This window comes from Actinacidiphila rubida (assembly GCF_900110255.1).
In the GTDB taxonomy this organism is placed as follows: Bacteria; Actinomycetota; Actinomycetes; order Streptomycetales; family Streptomycetaceae; genus Actinacidiphila; species Actinacidiphila rubida.
On record NZ_FODD01000055.1, the window covers coordinates 1 to 21,228 of the forward strand.

Consider the following 21,228-nt stretch of genomic DNA (forward strand, 5'->3'; position numbering starts at 1 on the left):
GGTGGGCCGGGGCCTTGCAAAGCTCTGCGGGGACACACCCGGATCGTCCCCTTCCGGCCGGTCCCCGTCTGCGGGAGGACAGAGCTTGGCCGTGTCCCATGTCCCCCGCCGCACGGTGGGTAAGCGGGAGGGGGTGGGGAGGAAGTGCTCCCCGCAGAGAAATGTGCGCGGCCCCCGGGCAACAACACGTGCGAACCCGTATGCACATTTCCGAGGAGACGCTTCCGGAGCGCCCCCGACCCCACGGACAAAGGGCACGCATACCAGGGGCGCGAGGTCCCCCAGCCTTCGGCCGGGAGGTGCCCCCAACGCGAACAACCACGACGAGACCCGCAGACGGCAGCGCGCAGCGCGAGGCACCCCGTAGGCCGAACACACCCACCGGCCGGTGGACGGCCGGGAGGCTCAGGGGGCTGGGCGAGCCCAGCCAACCCCGCGCGGGTAGCGTTGCGCGGATGCGCCTGCCCACACCCGCCGAAATCCGCGCCCTGCACGAGCGCCACGCACCGTCGGAAGAGCTGTTCGACCTCGTGCACACGCACTGCGAAGCCGTGTGGGCGATCGCCGAGGAGCTTCTCGGCGCGCCCGGCGCCGAAGCGGGTGTCGACCGCGAACTGGTGCGCGTCGGCTGCCTGCTGCACGACGTGGGGGTCTACCGCCTGTACGACGCGTCCGGTCGCAGGGTGCACGAGAGCTATCTGCTCCACGGGGTGCTGGGGCACGAACTGCTGCGGGACGAAGGGCTACCCGAGGAGCTGAGCCGGTTCTGCTCGCGGCACACCGGTGTGGGCCTGACCCGACGGGACATCCAGGCGCAGAAGCTGCCGCTGCCCGCGGACGACTACGTGGCCGTCACGGTGGAGGAGCGGCTCGTGATGTACGCGGACAAGTTCCACAGCAAGACCACGCCGCCGCGCTTCCTCACCGCGGACGCCTACGCGGCCGAGATCCGGCGGTTCGGCGAGGACAAGGCCGTGGCGTTCGCGGGGTTGCGCGCGGAGTTCGGCGAGCCCGACGTCCACGCGCAGGCGCGTGCCCTCGGGCACGCGGTGAAATCGTTGGCGCCTCCGGAAGCGACCGGTTAACGTGCGCCGGGTGATGACCGCTGAGGACGTCCTGTCCATCGTCGCCCTGGCGCGGCAGGCCGGCACCGACATCTGGATCGGCGGCGGTTGGGGCATCGACGCCCTGGTCGGCGCGCAGACCCGACCGCACGGCGACCTCGACGTGATGCACCGTCAGGAACAGGAGCCCGCCCTCGTCGCCGCCCTCGCGGCAGCGGGTTTCACCGAGACGCTCGACTGGCGGCCGGTGCGTTTCGTCGTCGCTCACGCGGACGGCCTGGAGATCGACCTGCATCCGCTGGTGTTCGCCGAGGACGGCTCCGCCGAGCAGTCCTCCCTCGAACCCGGGAAGCCCTTCGCCTATCCGGCCTCCTGCTTCGTCACCGGCACAGTCGGCGGCTCGGCCGTCCCGTGCCTGTCCGCCGAGCAGCAGGTGTACTTCCACCAGGGTTACGACCCGCGGGACCGCGACCTGCACGACATGGCCCAGCTCCGCGACCGGTTCGGCATCGCCACGCACTTCTGACCGGCGAACAGCCGGAGCCGCCCGCGGTGGTTGCCGACCGCGACGAGCAGCGGTGCCGAAAGTCGCCGAAGGCCTCGCGCGTGCGGTGCGTCACTGTCCGCCGAGGTGCGTGACGCCGCCGAACTCGGCCAGGCGCATGCGCGACCCGTCGCCGTCCCAGCGGGACACCGACGCGTTGGGGATCAGGGGTGCGCCCGGCGGCGGTGCGCCGATGCCGGAGAGGACCTGGCGCATCGCCAGCACCACGGCGTCGTGGGAGACGAGCAGCACGTGCGCGCCCTCGGGTGCGGCCGCCGACAGTTCGCCCACGAAGTCCCGCACCCGCACCACGACGTCGGCCATCGACTCGCCACCCGGCGGCCGGTAGTGCCAGTCGCCCACCCGCTCGCGGCGCGCCGCCTCGTCGGGCGCCCGGTCCCGCACGGCTGAGGGCGTCAGCAGTTCGAGGACGCCCATCTCACGGTCGCGCAGCCGCTCGTCGACGAGCGCGTCGCCGGGGGAGGCCCCGAGGTGCCGTGCGACGTCGGCCATCGTTCCCCACGTCTGCAGCGCCCTCAGATAGGGCGAGCACGCCACCACCGTCGGCCGGTCGTCGCCCGCCAGCTCACCGAGCCACCGCCCGGCGGCCCGCGCCTGCTCCACGCCGTCCGGGGACAGCGGCACGACGGCGTCGCACGGCTCCGGCACGGCGACCGCCGGATCGCCGGTCTCGGCCGCCGCCGCGAACACCACGTTCGCCGTGCTCTGCCCGTGCCGGACGACGGTCAGCCGCCGGAGGGCGCAGCGATATCCCAGGGGTTGCGTCACGGTCCCGCCTTCCTCGGTCCGAACCGCCGGCCGGCGGCCCGACTCGTCCCGACTCCTCCCGGCCGAACCGCCCCTCGCGGCCGGCAGGCCGCCGGACCGCGTCCGTACCGTGGCTGGTGCGCGGCACCCGGCCGCCGTACGCTCCCGATCATGACTCCTCCGGACTGCTACGCGTGCCGCATGGAGGCCGTGTTCGACGAGCTTCCGCCGCGCGAGCGCGTGGCGTGCGACGACCTGTGGCGCGTGGCGCACACGTTCACCACCGCCCTGCCCGGCTGGCTGGTGCTGCTGCCACGCCGCCACGTCACCGCCGTCCACGACCTGACGGACGCGGAAGCCGCCGCCCTCGGCGGCTGGCAGGTCGGCCTGTCACGTGCGCTGCGCGAGGTCACCGGGTGCGCCAAGACCTATGTGGTCCAGTTCGCCGAGGCCGAGGGCTTCGCCCACGTCCACTTCCACGTGGTGCCGCGCATGCCGGACCTGGCACCCGAACTGCGCGGCCCCGGCGTCTTCTCCCTGCTGCACGCGCCGGATGCGGAGCAGTTGACGCCCGAACGGGCCGACGCGGTGGCGCTGGCCCTTCGCGCCCACCTCCCCTGACCGGCCCATCCGGTCCCGCGGACGCCTGAGGTGACCGCCCGTCACGGCGGCCCGGCCCGGGGCACCAGCGGCCCCGAGGCTGACGACGGGGATGCCCCGGTCCGGACCGGCGACCCGACAGGCACGCTGCCGCGCGGGTCCGCTGCGTCCCGGCCGGCACGGCGGCCACCGTGGCCGCCACTCCCGACGGCCTCGCTCCGTATCCGCGTGTGCCGTTGGCGGCCGAGGTCGACTGCAGCGCGCCCGACCCCTGGCACCCGCGGACGCCGGCCGCGGTCAACGCCGGTGGCGGAATCCGGGACGGATCCCGCGCGACCCCGCCCTGGACGGCGAGGCACGGCGCCGGACGCTGCTCGCGCGGATCGACAGCGACGGCGACGCGGACATGGTGTGGGGCGACCGCGGCACCCGGTACTGGCCGATACGCCTCGATGACCTGGCCGCCGGGCGCTTCGGGAGGCCGGGTTCACCTGGCGGTGCTGCTGAGCGCGCCGCTGCCGCCGGTGGCCCGGCGCCCGGTCACCAGGTCTGCTCGGCGGCGCGGACGAGCATCTCGTTGACGGCGACGCGGCGGTCCCGGGTGACGATGTAGGACACGGCGTCGGCGATGTCCTGCGGGTGCAGGAGCTCGAGGTCGGCGACCTGCTGCTGGATGGTCTCGCGGATGCCGTCGCGCAGGTGGGTGCTCAGTTCGGTGTCCACGGTGCCGGGCTCGACGACGCTGACGCGCACGCGCTTGGCGATGAGTTCCTGGCGCAGGGCTTCGGTGAAGCCGTTGACCCCGAACTTGGTCAGGTTGTAGACGGCCGTCCCGGGCCGGGCGACTCGGCCGGCGGTGGAGCTGATGCTCACCACGTCGGCGACCCGCCGGGGGGAGTCCTCGGCGGCCCGCACCAGGTGCGGCAGGGCGGCGTGCGTGACGTACAGCAGCCCCTGCACGTTGACCTGCAGCATGCGGTCCCACTCGTCGAGGGGGGAGTCCAGTGCGGGTCCGACGCCCATGAAACCGGCGTTGTTGACGAGGGTGTCCAGGCGGCCGAGTTCCGCGACGACGGACTCGACGGCCGCTGCCGCCTGCTCCTGCTCGGCGATGTCGGCGACGACGACGAAAGCGGTCCCGCCGCCGGTGCGGATCTTGTCCGCGACCTGCTCCAGCCGGTCGCGCCGCCGTCCCAGGACGGCGACGGCCGCACCCTGCTCGGCGAGCTGGTGCGCGGTCGCCTCGCCGATGCCGCTGCTCGCGCCCGTCACCAGTGCGACGGTGCCCTGAAGTCGTCCAGTCATGAATCGGTCCTCCGAAATGCGGTGTGCCTGAATTGTCCGTTGCGGCGACCGGTCGCGCGTGCTGACGGCCGCCCGGTGGTCCCTTGCTCGGAGCTGGGGTCCTCGGTGGCGGCGTGCGCCGCCGAGCGGTCCCCGCGCTGGAGCGGCGGGACGGAACCTGCGATAGTGTCTCTATCCGGAACTGGTTCCGCTTCGAAGGTAACCGGAACTGGTTCCGGTTGCAAGCGTGAGCGGAGGCGCGAGGGAAGGAGCCCGTGATGACCGCCGGCGAGAAGGACGGCACCGAGCGGCCGCAGCGGCGCCTGCGGGCCGACGCCCAGCGCAACGAGGACCTGCTGCTCAAGGCCGCTGCGGCGGCCTTCGCCAAGGAAGGCGCCGGCGCCTCGGTCAAGGACATCGCCCGCGCGGCGGGCGTCGGCGTCGGTACCCTCTACCGGCGCTTCCCCTCCAAGGAACTCCTCATCGAGGCGACCTACCGCCACGAAGTGGAGCAGCTGTGCCAGGCCGCACCGGAACTCGCCGCCGCCCGGCCCCCCACGGAGGCGCTCCGCGGATGGATGGAGCGCTTCCTCGCCTTCATGGCCGCCAAACAGGGCATGGCCGACGCGCTGCGCCTGGTGCTCACCGACGAGGGCGAGCGGCTGGAGACCCGCGCCCACCTGACCGACGCCGTGGCGCTGCTGCTCGACCGGGGGCGCGACCAGGGGCTCGTCCAGCCGCACGCCGAACCCCACGCCGTCCTGATGATGCTCGGCGGGATCAGCCTCATGGCCGAGTCCGAGCGGCAGCCCGACCTCGCCGGGCGGCTCGTCGACCTGCTGCTGCACGGCGTCGTGAAGGACTGAGAGGAAGCGTGCCGGACCGGATCTGAGGTGGTGTCAGAGGCTCCTGGCACACTGCCGCCATGACTCTCGCGGAGCTCACCCTCGACCAGTGGCGCTCGTTCGACGCCGCCACCGCGCGCCGCGTCGCCCAGGACGCGGCGGACGCCGCCGGCGGCCGCCTCGTCGCCGTGGAAACCGTCGAGCACCTCGGCGTGCCCCTGCACCGTGCCCGGATAGAGCGCCGCGCGCAGGACTTCGCGCTGGTCCCCGGGGGCGCGGTGACGCTCGGCTTCGACGCCGGCACCTGGCACGGGACGCCTCAGCAGGAGGCCGACTACGCGCAGAGCGTCGCGGAGGGCTTCGGCCCCGGACCCGATCTGCGCGCCTACCTGCAGGAGGTGCTGAGCCCGCACCGGCGCGTGGTCGTGCCCACCGTCCTGATGGCCGTCGAGGACGAGAACCTCACCACGCTGCCCGCCGGGATGCCGGGCGCGCTGGCGGCCCGCGGGCTGCGCATGCCGAGCGCCGACGAGTGGGAGCACGCCTGCGGCGCCGGCGCCGGCACGCTGTTCCGGTGGGGCGACGAGTGCCCCCTCGACCGCATCCCGTACGGCTCGGGCTCCGGCCCTCAGCAGGAGCTGAGCGCACTGGGCCTGCACATCGCCTACGACACCTACCGTGCGGAGCTGACCAGCGACGTCACCGCGATCCACGGCGGCGACGGCGGTGAGTCCGTGTGCGGCGGCTACGGCAACGTCCTGGCGTGGCTGCCGCTGGCCACCGCCAACCGCAATCCGGCGATGGCCGAGTTCGTGTACGGGCCCGAGGGCCAGGACCTCTGCGAGGACTTCTCCACCCGGCCGGTGCTCCCGTTATGAACCGTCGTCAGGCGCCACGAGGCGGTGCGGGGGCCGCCCGCCACCAGGTGCGCCACCGCCCGTCTGCGAGAATCACCGCATGGCTGAGCACGGCACCGGCGGGGACGCGACACCCCTGGCCGGGCAGGACACCGACCCTGACGAGGGCTACCTGCTGGCCAACCGGCAGTCCGAGGCGGGCGTCCGCTTCAGCGCCTTCGCGGAACTCTTCGACCCCGTCACCTTCCGGCACGTCGACCGGCTCGGCATCGGGCCCGGCATGCGCTGCTGGGAGGTCGGTGCCGGCGGTGCCTCCGTGCCGCTCGGGCTGGCCGAGCGCGTCGGGCCGGGCGGTGCGGTCGTCGCCACCGACATCGACGTGTCCTGGGTCCGGGACGTCGCCGGGGGCCCCATCGAGGTGCTCTCCCACGACGTGGCCGCGGACCCGCCGCCGCCCGGCGCGTTCGACCTCGTCCACGCCCGGCTCGTCCTGGTCCACGTCGCCGACCGCGCCGAAGCCCTGCGGCGCATGGTCCAGGCGCTGCGCCCCGGCGGCTGGCTCCTCCTGGAGGACGCCGACCCCAAGCTGCAGCCGCTGCTGTGCCCCGACGAGTCCGGCCCCGAGCAGCGGCTCGCCAACCGCCTCCGCAACGGGTTCCGCACCCTCATGGCCGCGCGCGGCGCCGACCTGGCCTACGGCCGGACCCTGCCCCGCGTGCTGCGCGAGGCAGGCCTCGCCGACGTCCAGGCCGACGCGTACTTCCCCATGACCTCGCCCGCCTGCACCCTCCTCGAGGACGCCACCGTCCGCCAGATCCGCCCCCTCCTGGTCGAAAAGGGCCTCGCCACCGACGAGGAGATCGACCAGCACCTCGCCAACGTCGCCACCGGCCGCCTCGACCTCACCACGGCCCCCATGATCTCCGCCTGGGGCCGCCGCCCCCTCACCTGACGGCCGGGGTCCGCGCCGTCGAGACGGGTCCTCGGCGCCAGGGCGCGCAGGATCGGTCCGAGCCCTGCGGGGTGGACCGGCCGCACCGCGGCCGGATTTCAGGCGGGCCGGTCCGGGCGGGCCTGCTGGGCGGCGGACTTGAGGGCGGCGCGGAAGTCGTCCGCCGTGGTGAGTACGGAGTCGCCGGCGAAACGCAGGGACTCCAGCGAGCGGTGCGCGGCCTCCTCGTTGCCTGCGCCGCAGGCGTCGGTGACCACGATGGGCACGTAGCCGAGGTCCGCGGCGTGGCGTGCGGTCGGCTCGATGCCGATCTCCATGGCGCAGCCGATGAGCGCGACGGTCGTGATGCCGCAGTCCCGCAGCGCGAGGTCGAGCCAGGTGCTCTCGAACGCCGACATGGTGAGCTTGTCGAGCACCGCCTCGCGCTCGGTGGGGCGCAGCTCCGGGATCAGCTGGGTGTGCGGCGCGTCCGGCGGGAACGCGGAGACCACGTCGGCGGCCCGCTCCTTGCCCTGCCACGCCCGCCACATCCGCAGCTGCGACGCGCCCATCAGCTCGACGGGAAGCGTGACATGACGCAGGAAGTACGTCCGCACACCCGCGGCGCGCGCCGCCTCGACCACGCCCACCGCCTGGCCGATGACGCGCTCGCGGTCGCGGATCTGCCCGAGGATGCCCACCTGCATGTCGTAGACCAGCAGGGCGAGCCGCCGGGGATCGCAGAGCTCCTCAAGGGACCGGGGTACGGCGAGGCCGTTTCGCTCATCCACGGGGGTGACGCTACCCGTTGTGCGGCGATCTCCGCCCGCACCCGGACATCCGCCGCGCCCCGGGACCCGTGGCACCGGTGCCGGCGACGGCAGCCGGGCCCGGCGGTGGGGGGAAGGGCCGGGCCCGGCCGGGGCTGACGCGGGAGGGTGACGCGTCAGCTGTGGGCGACGGTCAGACCGTAGAACGCGACGCGGGCGCCGTTCGTGGTGCTGTCCGAGGACGACTGGTTGTACGAGCCGGCCTTGAAGTACATCTTGTAGGGGTCGAAGGACGACGGGATGGCGTAGTGCGTGGTGCTGCCGTTGACCGTCAGGTTGATGGTGTCGCCGCCGGTGACGCCGATCGTGTAGCTCCACGTCTTGCCGACGGAGACGTGACCCACGGGGTGCGGTGTCTGGCCGCCCGACGGGGAGTTCTCGACGCCGGCGACGATGTCGCCGTTGGAGTGGACGTACAGCTCGATCAGCGGCTTGGTGGACGAGCCGCCCGTGCCCAGGTGGATCTGGCCCACGCAGACGTTGGACGTCACGGACACCACGCGCAGGGTGGCCTTGAGCGTGTGGGTGCCGCCGAGCGCCCAGTCGGCGGCGCTGCCGTTGGAGTTCATCTCGCGCAGCTCGGAGCGCGCGTAGTTGGAGTTGGGGGTCGTGACGCCCTTCTCCGGCGCCCAGAACGTCATCGCCCCGTCGCGGCTGTCGGTGTAGAAGTAGCTGTCCTGGAACCCGTTCGCCCCCTGGAGCTCCGAGGACGGGATCGTGGTCGGCGAGCCCGGCGACCCGACCGGCTCCTGCAGCTCCCAGACGGACAGGTTGAAGTTGCCGCCGGGGGCCACACCCGGGGACGCGGCCTGCGCGGTGGTGCCCAGCAGGCCGAGCGTGCCCGCGATGCCGAGGCTGCTCGCCAGCGCGACAAGTGTGGTGCGTGAGGTCATGTGGGGGGTCCTTCCGCTTCAGGACGGTTCACATACACAGACACCGTCCACATTGTGGGGTGGAACTTGATTAGCACCACCCTCGGGACCCGGTCAACGCCCCTTGCGAACCTGGATAAATGCCCGAACGCCCACCTTGGCCTGGACCAGTAAGTTCATGGATGCAAACGCCCTGAGGAGTGTGCGGGAGGCACCCGCCGGCCCGCGAAAAATTTCCCGCGGCACGTTCGCCGGCCGTGTCGATCCGCGCGCGTGCCGTTCGACCTGTTAGTGAGAGGGTCGACAGGCGACCTTGGACCGAGGAGTGCGAACGATGGCGAAGTACATGCTGATCCTGCGGGGTACGGACGAGTCCGTCGCGAAGATGATGGAGACGCCGTTCGAGGAGATGCTCGAGACCATGGGGCGGTTCAACGACGAGCTGATCAAGGCGGGCGTGCTGGTGGCCGCCGAGGGCCTGGACGATCCGCGCGAGGGCGTGGTCGTCGACTTCGGCGGCGAGACGCCGGTCGTCACCGACGGGCCGTACGGCGAGACGAAGGAGCTCTTCGGCGGCTTCTACCTGCTCGACGTCGCGTCCAAGGAGGAGGCCGTCGAGTGGGCCAGGCGCATCCCGGCGATGACCGGCTCCAAGTGCGAGATCCGGCGCGTGCCGACGATCGACGAGTTCCCGCAGGACAACGAGTGGATCATCAAGGAGCGGGCATGGCGCGAGCGGACCGGCCAGCTCTGAGCGCGGAGGAGGACGCCCCGGGCGGCCCGCCGGACGCCGACGCGGCCCGGCGGGCCGTCGAGGCCGTGTGGCGGATCGAGTCCGCCCGCATCGTCGGCGCCCTGGCCCGCTACACCGGGGACTTCGCCCTCGCCGAGGACGTCGCCCAGGAGGCCCTGGCCGAGGCGCTCGTCAGCTGGGCCCGCGACGGGGCGCCGGACAGTCCCGCGGGCTGGCTGCTGGCGACCGCGCGGCGGCGCGCCATCGACGGCTTCCGCCGCAAGGCGGCCCTCGACGAGCGGTACGCGCTGCTGGCCGGCGCGCTCGCCGAGGGCCAGGCAGACGCCGGCGCGGCGGCCCCGCGGGACACCGCGGACGACCTTCCCTGGGACCCCGACCGGGTCGACGACGACGTGCTGGCGCTGATGTTCGTCGCATGCCACCCCGTGCTGTCGCCCGAGGCCCGCGTCGCGCTGACGCTGCGGGCCGTCGGCGGCCTGTCCAGCGAGGAGATCGCCCGCGCGTTCCTCGTCCCGGTGCCGACCGTGCAGGCCCGCATCACCCGGGCGAAGAAGACGATCGCCGCGGCCGGCGTCCCGTTCGAACTGCCCCCGGCGGACGAGCGGCGCGCCCGGCTCGGCGGCGTCCTCAGCGTGCTCTACGTCGTGTTCACCGAGGGCTCCACCGCGACGTCCGGCGACCTCCTGCTGCGCCCCGGCATCGCGTACGAGGCGATCCGGCTGACCCGCATGCTGGCCGCCCTGCTTCCCGACGAGCCCGAGGTCCACGGCCTGCTCGCGCTCCTCGAACTGACCGCCGCCCGCTTCCCCGCGCGTACCGGGCCCGACGGCGAGGCGGTGCTGCTGGAGGACCAGGACCGGCGGCTGTGGGACCGCTCGGCGATCCGCCGCGGACTCGCGGAGCTGCGCCGCGCCACCTCCCTCGGCCGCGGTCTCGGCCCGTACGGGCTGCAGGCCGCGATCGCCGCCTGCCACGCGTCGGCGGCCTCGGTGGCGGAGACCGACTGGGAGCGGATCGTGCTCCTCTACGAGGCGCTCGGCCGCGTCGCGCCGTCGCCGGTCGTCGAGCTCAACCGGGCCGTGGCCGTCGCGATGGCGCAGGGCCCCGGTCAGGCGCTGCCGCTCGTGGACGACCTGGTCGCGCGCGGCCGCCTCTCGGGATCCCACCTGCTGCCGAGCGTGCGCGGCGAACTCCTCACCCGGATGGGCAGGACGGACGAGGCACGGGCCGAACTGGAGCTCGCCGCGCGGTTGTGCGGCAACGCGCGGGAGCGGGCGGTGCTGCTCCGCAAGGCGGCCGCGCTCGGGGACGGCGGCCCGCGCCGATGAGTTCCCCTGCCCGCCGCCGTCGTACCTGAGGAGAGCATCCGCAACCGCATCGTGGAGGAACGGTGATGGGCGACCGCAGGGCGGACATGCTGGCACGACTGGAGGTCTTCACGGGCGACTGGGCCGTCGAGGCCCGCTTCCCCGGTGGCCCGCCCGGGCCGGACGGTGACGACGGGGGAGTGCCCGCACGCTGCCGGTTCGAGTGGGCGCTGGACGGGAGGTTCCTGCTGCAGCGCACCGAGATCGACATCCCCGAGGCGCCGGACGCCCTCGCGGTCGTCGGCCCCGACCCGGAGACCGGCGAGTACGTCCAGCACTACTTCGACTCGCGGGGCGTGGCACGGCTGTACGCGATGACCTTCGTCAACCGCGTCTGGACGCTGACGCGCGAGTCGGCGGACTTCACGCCGCTGGACTTCCGGCAGCATTTCGTCGGCACGTTCAGCGAGGACTCCGGCACGATCGAGGGGGCGTGGGAGACCGGCCAGGACGGCGGTTCGTGGCAGCACGACTTCGCCCTGACCTACCGCAGGGCGGCCTGAGATGACCACCCCGGGCACACCGGGCTCCCCGCGTACCCCCGGCTCCCCACGCCCCCGCGGCGCCCTGGTGCGCGAGATCATCGAGGCCAATCGCTACCTGGTGCTGTCGACGGCGAACGCCGCGGGCCGGCCCTGGGCGTCGCCCGTGTACTTCGCCCACATCGGTTTCACCGAGTTCTTCTGGGTGTCGTCACCCGAGGTCACGCACTCGCGCAACATCGCCGGACGCCCCGAGGTGGGCCTCGCGGTCTTCGACTCGCACGCGCCGATCGGCACCGGGCAGGGCGTCTACATGCCCGCGGTGGCCGAGGAACTGGCCGGCGCCGGCGCGGCCCGCGGGATCGAGGCGTTCTCCGCGCGTTCGCTCCTGCACGGCGGCCGCGCCTGGACGGCCGACGACGTGCGCCCCGGCGGCGAGATGCGCCTGTACCGTGCGGTGGCGGAGTCCCACGGCGTGCTGGCCAAGGACGGCCGGCCCGACCACCGCGTCACGGTGAGCCTCGCGGACGGCCACCCCGACCGCTGAACTCCGGCCCGCCGCCCGCGAGACCAACCGTCCCGGGTGCGACCCGCTCGACCCCGACGGTCAGCTCTCCGCCTGCGCCAGCGCGGCCAGACTGTCGAAGTCCCAGGTCAGCGTTCCGGACAGCAGGTCGCCCGTGACCGCGTCGAGCCAGCCCAACTCGGCGGCCAGTACGGCGCGCCGGTACTCGTCCTCCAGCATCGTCACGCGGGGGAGGGCGAGTTCGGCGGTGTGGCGGGCCGTGGTGTCCAGCGCCTCGATCGAGGCGCGCACCGTGTCCGCCCGCTCGGCCAGCACCTCGCGCGCCTCCGCGGGCGTGAGCATGAGCACGAAGGACAGGGCGGCGGGGAACTCCGGGTACTCCGTGCGCACTTCGGCGAGCATCTCGCGCAGCCACGCGCGCTGCGCCGCCCGGCCCGCGTCCGTGACCTCGTAGACCGTCCGCTCCGGGTACTGCTGATCCCTCTCCGTCTCGCGGACGGAGATCAGGCCGGCGTCGAGCAGCCGGTCGATCGTGCGGTAGAGGGCGGTCCGCTGGCTGACGTTGACGACCTGGTCCTTGCCCCACTGCTTGATCAGCCGCTGGATGCCGTAGGGGTGCAGCGGCTGCATGTGCAGCAGGGACAGCACGGTGAGGGCGAGAGGGGAACTGCGCATGGCCATGCTCACGAGTCTATCCGCAGACGTCACGTCGTTACTAGTTGACATGAGACTAATTGCACTGCAACTATCAATGCCATGGAGACCACGACACCGCTCACGTCCGCGGAGCGCATCCACGCGGACCACACCACCGTCAAGCACCTGGGCCACTGGACCGAGGCGACCGCCTTCGAGATCCGCGCCCGCCGGTCCTCCGTCGTCCTGGACCTGCGCTCGCCCGGTATCGACTGGCAGGAGCCGGTCACGATCCGCGCCGATCTGTCCGGCTGCGTGCTCAAGCTGCTGCTGCCGGACGACGTCACCGTGGACCACTGGGACCTCGCCTGGACCGGCCGCGGCAAGGTCAAGGACGCGTACGCCACGCCGGACGGGGGCAAGGGCGCCCGCCGGCTGGTGCTGTCGGGCACCGCCGCCGACGGCGAGATCCGCCTCCACCGCGGCGGCGTCGCCCAGCTGTCGGCGATGTGCTCCCGCGCCTACCTGCGGGACCTGCGCCGCGCCCACCGCGACGGCGACCTGCCCACCGTCGACGACCCGGCGCGCGCCGCCGTCCGCTGACCGGGCCGGCGCCCGGCCTACCGGATGCCCGTCGTCGCGACGCCCTGGACGATCTGCCGCTGGAACACCAGGAACACGGCCACCAGCGGCAGGAACCCGAGCACCGAGGACGCCATGACCTCGGCGTACTGGATGTTGCTGGGGCTCACCAGCGAGGCCAGACCCACCGGGACGGTCTGCGACTTCGTCTGGTTGAGCACCAGCAGCGGCCACAGGAAGGCGTTCCAGGACGTGATGAACGTCAGGATGCCCACGGTGGCCACCGCCGGCCGGCAGATCGGCATGGCCACCGTCGCGTAAACCCGCCACCAGCTCGCCCCGTCGATCCGGGCCGCCTCGATCAGTGGCCGCGGGATGCCGCGGAAGAACGCGTGGAACACGAAGACCGAGACCGGCGCCACCGCCGACGGGAGCACCAGCGCCCAGTAGGTGCCCAGCAGGTGCAGGGAGCGGTACTCGATGAACTGCGGCAGCACCAGTGCCTCGCTGGGCAGCATCAGGCCCGCGGTCACCAGCGCCATCGCCGCCGTCCGGCCGCGGAACCGCAGGTAGGCCAGGGCGAACGCGGCCATGGAGCACAGCACCACGGTCAGCACCACCGAAAGCCCCGAGATCACCAGCGAGTTGAGGTACCACGAGCCGATCGGGTAGTTGTCCCAGGCGTAGCGGTAGGCGTGCAGCGACCAGCCGCCGGCGAACAGCGACGTCGGGTGCTGGGTGATCGAGCCGTCCGGGCGCAGCGAGGTGACCAGCGCCCAGACGAACGGCACCAGCCAGATCAGTGCGAACAGCGTCAGGCACGTCGCGCAGAGCCGGTTGAACAGGGTGCCGGCGTCGGCGGTACGCGGCCTCGCGCCGCTCTCGGCGCGCCGCGCCGGGCTACTGGTGGTCACGGTCGTCACGGTGTCCTCCGCTCAGGCTGCCGCTCGGGAGGCCCGCCAGCGGCGCAGCCCGTACCAGGCCGCCGAGATCGCGACGATCACGGCGAAGTAGATCAGGGTGGCCGCGGCGCCGTAGCCGCCGCGGTACGAGGTGAAGCCGGTGTCGTAGATGTACTCGATGACCGGCCGCGTCGACTGGTTCGGGCCACCGCTCAGCAGGAGGTAGATCTGGTCGAAGACCTTCAGCGAGGCCACGATCTGCAGGATGACCACCAGGCTCGTGGTGCGGGCCAGCAGTGGGATGGTGATGAAGCGGATCTGCTGCCAGGGGGTCGCGCCGTCCAGCGCCGCCGCCTCGTAGACGTCGCCCGGCACGTCCTGGATCGCCGCCGTGTAGAGCACGAAGTTGAAGCCGAACGTCCACCACAGCGTCATCAGCGTCACCGCGGTCCAGCCGCCCGACGTGCTGCCGATGAAGTCCGGCACCGGCAGGCCCACCGCGTCGAACACCTTGGGCACGAGCCCGACCTGCGGGGTGTACATCCACAGGAAGATCAGCGCCACCACCGACGAGGGCACCACGTACGGCGCGAAGAACGCGATGCGGTAGAAGACCCGGGCGCGGCGGATCCGTGCCGCCAGCACCGCGAACAGCAGGGCCAGCAGCACCAGCGGAGGCGTGGTGAACAGCGTGAAGAGCACCGAGTGCCACATCGCCTGCCAGAACAGCGGATCGCCGCACACCCTGGTGTAGTTGGACAGCCCGACCCAGGCCCCCAGGCCGTTCTTGACGGTGGTCGTGTTGAAGAAGCTGACCACCGCGCCGACCAGCAGCGGCCCGATCACGAAGACCACGTACACGAGCAGGAACGGACCGCTGAGCAGCAGCCCGGCCCGCCCCTCCGAGGCGGACGGCCGGCGGTCGGCCGCGGCCGGCCTGGCCGGGGCGGGTACCGGCCGCGTCGAGGCGACGGTCGTCATCGGGAAGCCTCCTGCATCGTGACCGGCGGTCGGGCCGTGGTGTACCGCTTCAGGTCGGAACGCATCGCGGTCACCGCGCTCTTCGGGCTCATCCGCCCCGCCAGGACCTCGATGATCGTGGCGCCCACCGTGCTCTGGAAGTCCGATCCGGCGCCCGTGTACCAGGCCACCGGGTCGTACACCGCGCTGAACGCCGCCTGCACGTAGTTGCGTTGCGGCGACTGGTCGAGGAACGCCCTGCTGCGCTGCGTCGGCAGCCAGGCCGGCACGTGCCCGCCGTGCGCCCACACCGCGCTGTTGTCCAGCAGGCTCTTCACGAACGCCGCCGCATCGGCCGTACGCCGCGCGGAACGGCGGGAGTTGCGCGGCACGACCAGCGCGTGCGAGTCCGCGTACGCCACCGGCTTCGGCCCCAGCAGCGCCGGGAACGGCACCACGTTGAAGCGGAAGTCCTTGATGAGCCGGTAGGACGGGATCTGCCACTCACCGTCGAACAGGAAGCCGGCCTTGCCCGTGGAGAACAGGGCGTTCGCGCCCGCGCCGGTGAGGCTGCCCGGCATCAGCCCGCCCGAGGTGAGCTCGCGCAGGAACGCGAACGACTCCTCCATCGCCGCGTCGTCGACGGTGATCCGCGTGCCGGAGTCCGACACGACCGGACCGGCCAGGCCCGAGTACACCATGCTGAAGCAGCGCCACGCCGTCGACGGGTCCGCGGTGATCGACATCACCGCGCCGTACTGCGCGCCCGCGTCCTTCATCGCCTTCAACGCGCCGACGAAGTCGTCCTTGCCGCGCATGTCCTTGAGTCCGTCGCCCGCCGTGTTCAGCAGGCCCGCCTTCCGGGCGAGATCCGCGTTGTAGAAGAGGACGAACGGGTGGGTGTCCAGCGGCACGGCGAACACCGAGCCGGCGACGGTGGCCTTCTGCCAGGCGGCCGGCGTGAACCGGTCCCGCGTGACGCCGAGTTCGGCGACGCCGGTGTCCGCGACAGGCTCCAGCAGGCCGGACGCCGCCAGCAACGGCAGCCGCGAGAGATGTGCGATGGCCACGTCGGGAGGAGTGCCGCTGGCCGTCGCCAGTGCCAGCTTGGTGTAGTACGGGTTGCCCCAGCTGAGGATCGTCGCCTCGACCGAGGTGCCGGGGTGGGAGGCGCGGAAGGCGTCCTCCATGAGCACCATGTTCGCGCCGTCGCCGCCCGTGAACAGGTTCCAGAAGATGACGTCGGCGGTGTCGGGCTGAGTGCCCGTCAGCCCCGAGACGACCGGGGACGCGCACGCCCCCAGCGAGCCGGTGAGGGCGAGACCGCCACCGAGGGCGAGGAACCGTCGGCGTGCCATCGCTCCGCCCATGGGGCATCCACCTCGTCACCTCGATGTGAACTCGATGGCCGAGACCATGACACAGGATTTGCATCGATGCAATAGTTCGGAAACCACGGCCACCGGCCTCCACCACCGCTGGACGCCGCCACGGACGGGGGGCTCAATCAGCCCTCGGCGGGCCGGAATTGGGAGGACCTTCGGACCACCAGGCGGAACGGCGTCGGCTCCACCGCCGCCGGCTCCGGCGGACCGTCCGCCTCCGCGTCGGGGCTCGCCTGCCGCTCCAGCAGGTCGAGGGCGCGTTCGGCGATGGCGTCCAGGTCCGGCGCGATCGAGGTGAGCGGCGGATGGGTGTACGCCGCCTCCTGGATGTCGTCGATCGACGCGACCGCCACGTCGTCGGGCACCCGCACCCCCGAGGCGTCCAGGGCCCGCAGCGCTCCGACGGCCAGCGCGTCGTTGAACGCGAAGACGCCGTCCGGCAGCGGTCCGTCGCCGTCCAGCAGCTCCTGCACCGCCGCGTACCCCTCGGCCCGCGTCCAGTCCTCCACCGGCACGACCAGCCAGTTCACCCGCCGCACCTTGGCCTCGGCCATCGCCTGCCGGTAACCCTCCGTGCGCTGGCGCCCGTTCTCGCTGTCGTTGCGGCCGAGCGCCACGATCCGCCGGCAGCCCTGGTCCACCAGGTGGGCCACGGCGGTCCGGGCGGCGGCGACGTTGTCGATCCCGACCCGCGGCAGGTGGTCGCCCACGCTGTGCTCGCCGAGCATCACCAGCGGGAAGTCCGGCACGGCCGAGCCCACGTCGGCGGCCGGCAGGGTCAGGGCGCTCAGCAGGACGCCGTCCGCGACGTTCGTCAGGCCGCCGGACAGGATGCGGCGCTCCACCTCGCGGTCGCCGGCCGTCGACTCGACCAGCACGGTGATCCCGCGGCGGGCTGCCGCGTGGATGACGGCCTGCGCGAGCTCCGCGAAGTACGGCTCGGCGAGGAACGGCACGGCCAGGGCGACGAATCCGGTGCGGCCCGAGCGCAGCCCCTTGGCGAGGAAGTCCATGCGGTAGCCGAGCTCGTCCAGCGACCGCTGCACGCGCTCCCGCGTGGACGGGCTGACGTGGGCGTAGCCGCTGACCACGTTGGACACGGTCCGCACCGACACGCCGGCATGCTCCGCCACATCCCGCATCCGCACCTTGGCCACCGATCGGCCCCTTTCCGTTCTCCGTCGCGTCGGCACCCGGAGTCTGCCGCATCCGGCGGGTGCCGCGGGGTGCCCGCGGCACCCTGAGGCGGCCGGCCGGGTGCCGCCACCCGACTCTTGCATCGTTGCAAACGATCACTCATCATGACAGGGCTCTCGATGACAGGAACGCACCGTACAGCCATGGCCGGGCCGGCCGGAGGAGGACCCGTGGGGTCGACAGCGCAGGACGGAGGGCACGTGAGCGGTGACGGCAAGGAGACCGGTGGAGCGCCGGGAACGGGTCCGGTGGCGGAAGCACGGCATCTCCGGGGCGCGGGCGCCGACGACGGCAGTTACCCCCGGCCCGGGCTGCGCCGCCCGCGGTGGGAAAGCCTCGACGGTGTCTGGGAGTTCGGCTTCGACGACACCGGAACCGGCGCGTACGGCGGGTGGGCCGGAGCGGGCGAAGAGCCGGGCCACCGGCTCTTCGACGCGCTGTTCGACCGCGAGATCACCGTGCCGTTCCCGCCCGAGGCCCCCGCGTCCGGGATCGGCGACACCACCCCGCACCCCGTCGTCTGGTACCGCCGCCGCATCCCGCACCAGGTGCTGGTGCCGTCCGGCGCCCGCCCCGGCGACCGCTCACTGATCCACTTCGGCGCCGTCGACCACCGCGCCCGCGTCTGGCTCGACGGGCACCTCGTCGCCGAACACGTCGGCGGGCAGACGCCGTTCACGGCCGACGTCACCGAGGCGATGCGGCCCGGTGCGGACGAGCACGTCCTCGTCGTCCGTGCGCAGGACGACCCGGGCGACCTCGCGCAGCCGCGGGGCAAGCAGGACTGGCAGCCGCGACCGCACGCCGTCTGGTACGAGCGCACCACCGGGATCTGGCAGAGCGTGTGGTCGGAGACCGTCCCGGCCCAGCATGTCGCCGACCTGGCGTGGATCCCCGACCCGGCGCGCGGCGCCACCGCCGAACTGACGCTCGCGGCGGTGCCCTCGGCGCCGCTCGCCGTCGACATCGAGGTCAGCCTGAACGGGCAGGTCCTGGCCGCGGGTTCCACCGAGGTCAGCACCCCGCGCAGCAGCATCGACGTGGTGATCCCCGCCCTGCGCAACGGCATCGACCGCGAGGAACTGCTGTGGCGCCCCGAACACCCCGTCCTGCTGCAGGCGCGGGTCACGCTGCGGGGCCCGGGCGTTCCCGGCCAGGGCCGCGACACGGCCGGCGGCTCAGCGTCCCGTCCCGTGGTGCTCGACGTCGTCGAGAGCTATCTCGGTGTCCGCAGCGCCGGGGTCGGCGGCGGTGCCTTCCTGCTCAACGGCCGCCCGTACGAGGTGCGTTCGGTCCTCAACCAGGGCTACCGGCCCGACACCCTGCTGGCCAACTCCGGCACCGCGGAACTGCGGCGCGAGGTCGAGCTGATCAAGGCCATGGGCTTCAACGCGGTGCGGGTGCACCAGAAGGCGGAGGACCCGCGCTTCCTGTACTGGGCCGACCGGCTCGGTCTCCTGGTGTGGGGCGAGACCGGCGCGGCCTACGAGTTCGGTGTGGAAGCCGTGGAGTTGCTCACCCGCGAGTGGCTGGACCTCGTGCGGCGCGACCGCAGCCACCCCTCCGTCGTCACCTGGGTGCCGATCAACGAGAGCTGGGGGGCCGGCGAGATCCCGCGCGACGCGGCCCAGCGGCACTACTCGCTCGCCCTCGCGCACCTCACCCGCGCGCTCGACCCGACCAGGCCCGTGCTGTCGAACGAGGGCTGGGAGCACACCGACAGCGACATCCTCGGCGTGCACGACTACACCTCCGACCCCGAGACGCTGACCCGCCGCTACGGCGACCGGACGGCGTTCGAGGCGGTCCTGGAGGGTCCCGGCCCGGCCGGCCGCGTGCTGGCCGCCACCGACGCGCAGGCCGACCGTTTCCGTACCGGCGGAGTGCCGCTGATGGTCACCGAGTTCGGCGGCCTGTCGCTGCGCGCCGACGCGGGGGAGTTCTCCTACACCAGGACCAGCTCCGACACCCAGTACGCGGCGCTGCTCGCCGATCTGTTCGGCGCGCTGCGGGCCAGCCCGCTGGTGGCGGGCTTCTGCTACACCCAGTTCAGGGACACCGCACAGGAGACGAACGGCCTGCTCTTCGAGGACGGCTCGCCGAAGCTGCCGCTGGAGACGATCCGGCGCATCGTCACCGGTGAGAAGGACGGGGAGGCGGGCGCGGCCGAGGCGTGAGGGCCCGACGTCGCCCCGTGCGCCGGCCGCGCTGAGGCACGACGAGCTGCGGCCGCCCGGGGGAGTCGGGGCGTGTCCGGCGCGCCACCGTCCTCCGGACGGCGGCGCGCGGGGCGCGGCCCGCCCCGCCGGCCCGGCCCGCGCGGTCGGGGCGGATCGGCCGAGCGGTGGAGGCGAGGGCCCCGGCGGCGGCCCGTCCGGGTGAGATCGGCGGCGCCGGGGCGTCGTGGCGGATCGCGGGTGGGACCGATCTGGTTCGCGTCCATTGTCCTGCTGACGGGAGCTCAGGCCATGCCCCGCATGATCGCCACCCTCACCGCGACGGCCGTCGCGGCCGCCGTAGCGGCCGCGCCGCTGCTGTGCCCCGCGGCGCCCGCCGCCGCGACCGCCTATGCCATCCAGCAGGTCACGGCCGCTGACCTGGGCCCGTCCGGGCCGTGGGTGCGCCTGCAGGACAACCCGGCGAACGCGGGCCGGCCGGCCGGCGTCCAGCAGGTGGTGCCGTTCGCCGACGGCCAGCGGTTCAACGGCAGCCTCCACCTGGCGGTGTCAGGCGGTCGCGAGGCCCAGCAGGCACAGGCCGCCCACTACTTCAACCGCACGGTGCCGCTGTCCGGCATCGCGGACCTGGTGCCGTCCTACGACAGCTACGTCAGGGGCTGGACGTCCACCCCGTCGGCCGCCGCCTTCGGGGCGAACCTCCAGCTGCCGTCCTTCTGCAACGGCGCGTTCACTACCTTCAGCTTCCAGCCGCAGCTGGCCACCGACGCCCAGGGCCGCAGCGGCTCCGTCGTGGACACCTGGCGGCACTTCGTCGCCGGACCATCCTCGCTGTGGGCCACCTCCCGCGCGGTCAGCTCGTTCGCGGCGGGCAGCAGCCACCCGCTGAGCGCCTACGCCGCCGCCTGCAAGGCCGCGGGTGACGGGGCCATCGGCGTCATCGCCAACGTCGGGCGCCTGGGCGACGCGGCGGCGAGCCTGGACACCTACGTCGACAACATCGCGGTCAACGGCACCGTCTACGAATTCACCTCCGGCCGGGCGACCGCGCAGGGCCGCATCGTCACCTCCGCCGACGCGGGCCCCCGTACCCGGGGCGCCACGGCGAAGGCCGCCGGCCCAGCCCAGCGCGCGGGCGCGGGCACCGCTCCCGGCGGCCCGGGCGGCACCGGGGATCGGCCTGCCGGCACGCTCGACGGGTCGGTCACCTTCTCCAGCCCGCGCAACGGCCCGCTCTACACCTCGGTCGGCACCCGGCTGGTGTTCTCCCGCCCCGGCGGACTGGCGCCGGGCGACCTGGTGGTGACCGCGAACGGGAAGCCGGTGACCCTGGCAGCCGGTCCGGGGCGGACCCTCATCGCCGTCGTCAACCCGTCGGCGACCGTGGACCTCGGACCTGGCGGCGCCTACCGGACCGCGTTCACCGTCGCCCAGGGCAGCCCCCGCCGCGGCGCCGGTACCCTCTCGCTCACCGCCGAGCTGCTTGCGCAGGGCTTTCAGCCCCTGCAGAGCACGGGCGTGCAGGCGCGCGCCCTGCTGCGGCGCTGACCCGCGGAGGCCGAACCTCCATTTCCGCGGCGCGCGTTGACACCTGCCGAGTACTGCGTGAACATGACATGCATCGCTCAGGATCTTGCAGCACCGCTCAGCGATTCATCACTGTCT

Annotated in this window: 23 protein-coding genes; 14 read left to right on the top strand and 9 right to left on the bottom strand. The window is 73.1% G+C overall.

The genetic code is table 11. The features are described from left to right. Positions 1-455: 455 nt before the first annotated feature. Together BMW99_RS34735 and BMW99_RS34740 are read left to right on the top strand one after the other, a co-directional pair. Positions 456-1,085, top strand: coding sequence for an HD domain-containing protein (locus BMW99_RS34735; protein WP_069466736.1), 630 nt, complete (start codon positions 456-458; stop codon positions 1,083-1,085). A gap of 13 nt (positions 1,086-1,098) precedes the next feature. Next, positions 1,099-1,590 carry a nucleotidyltransferase domain-containing protein gene (locus tag BMW99_RS34740; protein ID WP_069466737.1) on the top strand — a complete coding sequence of 164 codons (492 nt, stop codon included), beginning with the start codon at positions 1,099-1,101 and terminating at the stop codon, positions 1,588-1,590. Between the two features lie 90 nt (positions 1,591-1,680). Here BMW99_RS34740 and BMW99_RS34745 read toward each other — a convergent pair whose 3' ends face one another. Continuing rightward, on the bottom strand, positions 1,681-2,397 hold the full coding sequence (locus BMW99_RS34745) for a histidine phosphatase family protein (RefSeq protein WP_069466735.1): 717 nt from the start codon (positions 2,395-2,397) through the stop codon (positions 1,681-1,683). A 150-nt stretch (positions 2,398-2,547) separates the two neighbouring features. Between BMW99_RS34745 and BMW99_RS34750 the strand changes: the two genes are divergently transcribed. Further along, positions 2,548-2,997, top strand: a complete 450-nt coding sequence (locus BMW99_RS34750) for an HIT family protein (protein WP_069466734.1) — start codon at positions 2,548-2,550, stop codon at positions 2,995-2,997. Between the two features lie 91 nt (positions 2,998-3,088). After that, positions 3,089-3,589: a DUF1963 domain-containing protein gene (locus BMW99_RS43245; protein WP_079138960.1), complete on the top strand. Its 501-nt coding sequence runs from the start codon at positions 3,089-3,091 to the stop codon at positions 3,587-3,589. Here the strand turns inward: BMW99_RS43245 and BMW99_RS34760 are convergent. Further along, a complete protein-coding gene (locus BMW99_RS34760) occupies positions 3,517-4,281 on the bottom strand; it encodes an SDR family NAD(P)-dependent oxidoreductase (RefSeq protein WP_069466733.1) in 765 nt (254 codons plus the stop codon). The genes BMW99_RS43245 and BMW99_RS34760 overlap by 73 nt on opposite strands. A gap of 257 nt (positions 4,282-4,538) precedes the next feature. On the opposite strand from BMW99_RS34760, the gene BMW99_RS34765 reads away from it, so the two are divergent. The 3 genes from BMW99_RS34765 (at position 4,539) to BMW99_RS34775 (ending at position 6,914) form a co-directional block, all read left to right on the top strand. Next, on the top strand, positions 4,539-5,126 hold the full coding sequence (locus BMW99_RS34765) for a TetR/AcrR family transcriptional regulator (RefSeq protein WP_069466732.1): 588 nt from the start codon (positions 4,539-4,541) through the stop codon (positions 5,124-5,126). Positions 5,127-5,185: 59 nt separating this feature from the next. Further along, positions 5,186-5,983 carry a formylglycine-generating enzyme family protein gene (locus tag BMW99_RS34770; protein WP_069466731.1) on the top strand — a complete coding sequence of 266 codons (798 nt, stop codon included), beginning with the start codon at positions 5,186-5,188 and terminating at the stop codon, positions 5,981-5,983. Positions 5,984-6,062: 79 nt separating this feature from the next. Beyond that, positions 6,063-6,914, top strand: a complete 852-nt coding sequence (locus BMW99_RS34775) for a class I SAM-dependent methyltransferase (protein ID WP_069466730.1) — start codon at positions 6,063-6,065, stop codon at positions 6,912-6,914. Positions 6,915-7,012: 98 nt separating this feature from the next. Here the strand turns inward: BMW99_RS34775 and BMW99_RS34780 are convergent, their stop codons facing one another. Further along, positions 7,013-7,684: a cysteine hydrolase gene (locus BMW99_RS34780; protein ID WP_069466729.1), complete on the bottom strand. Its 672-nt coding sequence runs from the start codon at positions 7,682-7,684 to the stop codon at positions 7,013-7,015. A 155-nt stretch (positions 7,685-7,839) separates the two neighbouring features. Then, positions 7,840-8,616 (bottom strand): polysaccharide lyase family 7 protein, encoded by a 777-nt coding sequence (locus BMW99_RS34785; protein WP_079139126.1) that lies wholly within the window; start codon positions 8,614-8,616, stop codon positions 7,840-7,842. A gap of 313 nt (positions 8,617-8,929) precedes the next feature. Here BMW99_RS34785 and BMW99_RS34790 point away from each other — a divergent pair, with 313 nt between their 5' ends. The 4 genes from BMW99_RS34790 (at position 8,930) to BMW99_RS34805 (ending at position 11,745) form a co-directional block, all read left to right on the top strand. Beyond that, positions 8,930-9,349 carry a YciI family protein gene (locus BMW99_RS34790; protein ID WP_069467591.1) on the top strand — a complete coding sequence of 140 codons (420 nt, stop codon included), beginning with the start codon at positions 8,930-8,932 and terminating at the stop codon, positions 9,347-9,349. After that, positions 9,322-10,677 carry an RNA polymerase sigma factor gene (locus BMW99_RS34795; protein WP_075018188.1) on the top strand — a complete coding sequence of 452 codons (1,356 nt, stop codon included), beginning with the start codon at positions 9,322-9,324 and terminating at the stop codon, positions 10,675-10,677. Before BMW99_RS34790 ends, BMW99_RS34795 begins: the two co-directional genes overlap by 28 nt. A gap of 65 nt (positions 10,678-10,742) precedes the next feature. Beyond that, positions 10,743-11,219 (top strand): DUF1579 family protein, encoded by a 477-nt coding sequence (locus BMW99_RS34800; RefSeq protein WP_069467612.1) that lies wholly within the window; start codon positions 10,743-10,745, stop codon positions 11,217-11,219. Position 11,220: 1 nt separating this feature from the next. Continuing rightward, the gene (locus BMW99_RS34805) at positions 11,221-11,745 is read left to right on the top strand and encodes a pyridoxamine 5'-phosphate oxidase family protein (protein ID WP_075018189.1); all 525 of its coding nucleotides are present in this window, start codon (positions 11,221-11,223) and stop codon (positions 11,743-11,745) included. Between the two features lie 60 nt (positions 11,746-11,805). Here BMW99_RS34805 and BMW99_RS34810 read toward each other — a convergent pair whose 3' ends face one another. Beyond that, the gene (locus BMW99_RS34810) at positions 11,806-12,405 is read right to left on the bottom strand and encodes a PadR family transcriptional regulator (protein WP_069465717.1); all 600 of its coding nucleotides are present in this window, start codon (positions 12,403-12,405) and stop codon (positions 11,806-11,808) included. Positions 12,406-12,480: 75 nt separating this feature from the next. Here BMW99_RS34810 and BMW99_RS34815 point away from each other — a divergent pair, with 75 nt between their 5' ends. Then, positions 12,481-12,963, top strand: a complete 483-nt coding sequence (locus BMW99_RS34815) for a hypothetical protein (protein ID WP_069465714.1) — start codon at positions 12,481-12,483, stop codon at positions 12,961-12,963. A gap of 17 nt (positions 12,964-12,980) precedes the next feature. Here the strand turns inward: BMW99_RS34815 and BMW99_RS34820 are convergent, their stop codons facing one another. The 4 genes from BMW99_RS34820 to BMW99_RS34835 all read right to left on the bottom strand — a co-directional run bounded on the left by BMW99_RS34820 (position 12,981) and on the right by BMW99_RS34835 (position 17,304). After that, positions 12,981-13,856, bottom strand: a complete 876-nt coding sequence (locus tag BMW99_RS34820) for a carbohydrate ABC transporter permease (RefSeq protein WP_107451666.1) — start codon at positions 13,854-13,856, stop codon at positions 12,981-12,983. A 21-nt stretch (positions 13,857-13,877) separates the two neighbouring features. Then, positions 13,878-14,825: a carbohydrate ABC transporter permease gene (locus tag BMW99_RS34825; protein ID WP_069465712.1), complete on the bottom strand. Its 948-nt coding sequence runs from the start codon at positions 14,823-14,825 to the stop codon at positions 13,878-13,880. Beyond that, entirely contained in the window at positions 14,822-16,162 is a 1,341-nt protein-coding gene (locus tag BMW99_RS34830) for an extracellular solute-binding protein (RefSeq protein WP_069465716.1), read from the bottom strand. The genes BMW99_RS34825 and BMW99_RS34830 overlap by 4 nt, the downstream gene beginning before the upstream one ends. Positions 16,163-16,311: 149 nt before the next feature. Beyond that, on the bottom strand, positions 16,312-17,304 hold the full coding sequence (locus BMW99_RS34835) for a LacI family DNA-binding transcriptional regulator (protein ID WP_245791758.1): 993 nt from the start codon (positions 17,302-17,304) through the stop codon (positions 16,312-16,314). A gap of 252 nt (positions 17,305-17,556) precedes the next feature. Between BMW99_RS34835 and BMW99_RS34840 the strand changes: the two genes are divergently transcribed. Beyond that, a complete protein-coding gene (locus BMW99_RS34840; protein WP_245791759.1) occupies positions 17,557-19,563 on the top strand; it encodes a glycoside hydrolase family 2 protein in 2,007 nt (668 codons plus the stop codon). A 291-nt stretch (positions 19,564-19,854) separates the two neighbouring features. Further along, complete coding sequence (locus BMW99_RS34845) at positions 19,855-21,111, top strand: hypothetical protein (protein WP_069466630.1); 1,257 nt, start codon at positions 19,855-19,857, stop codon at positions 21,109-21,111. Positions 21,112-21,228: the final 117 nt, after the last annotated feature.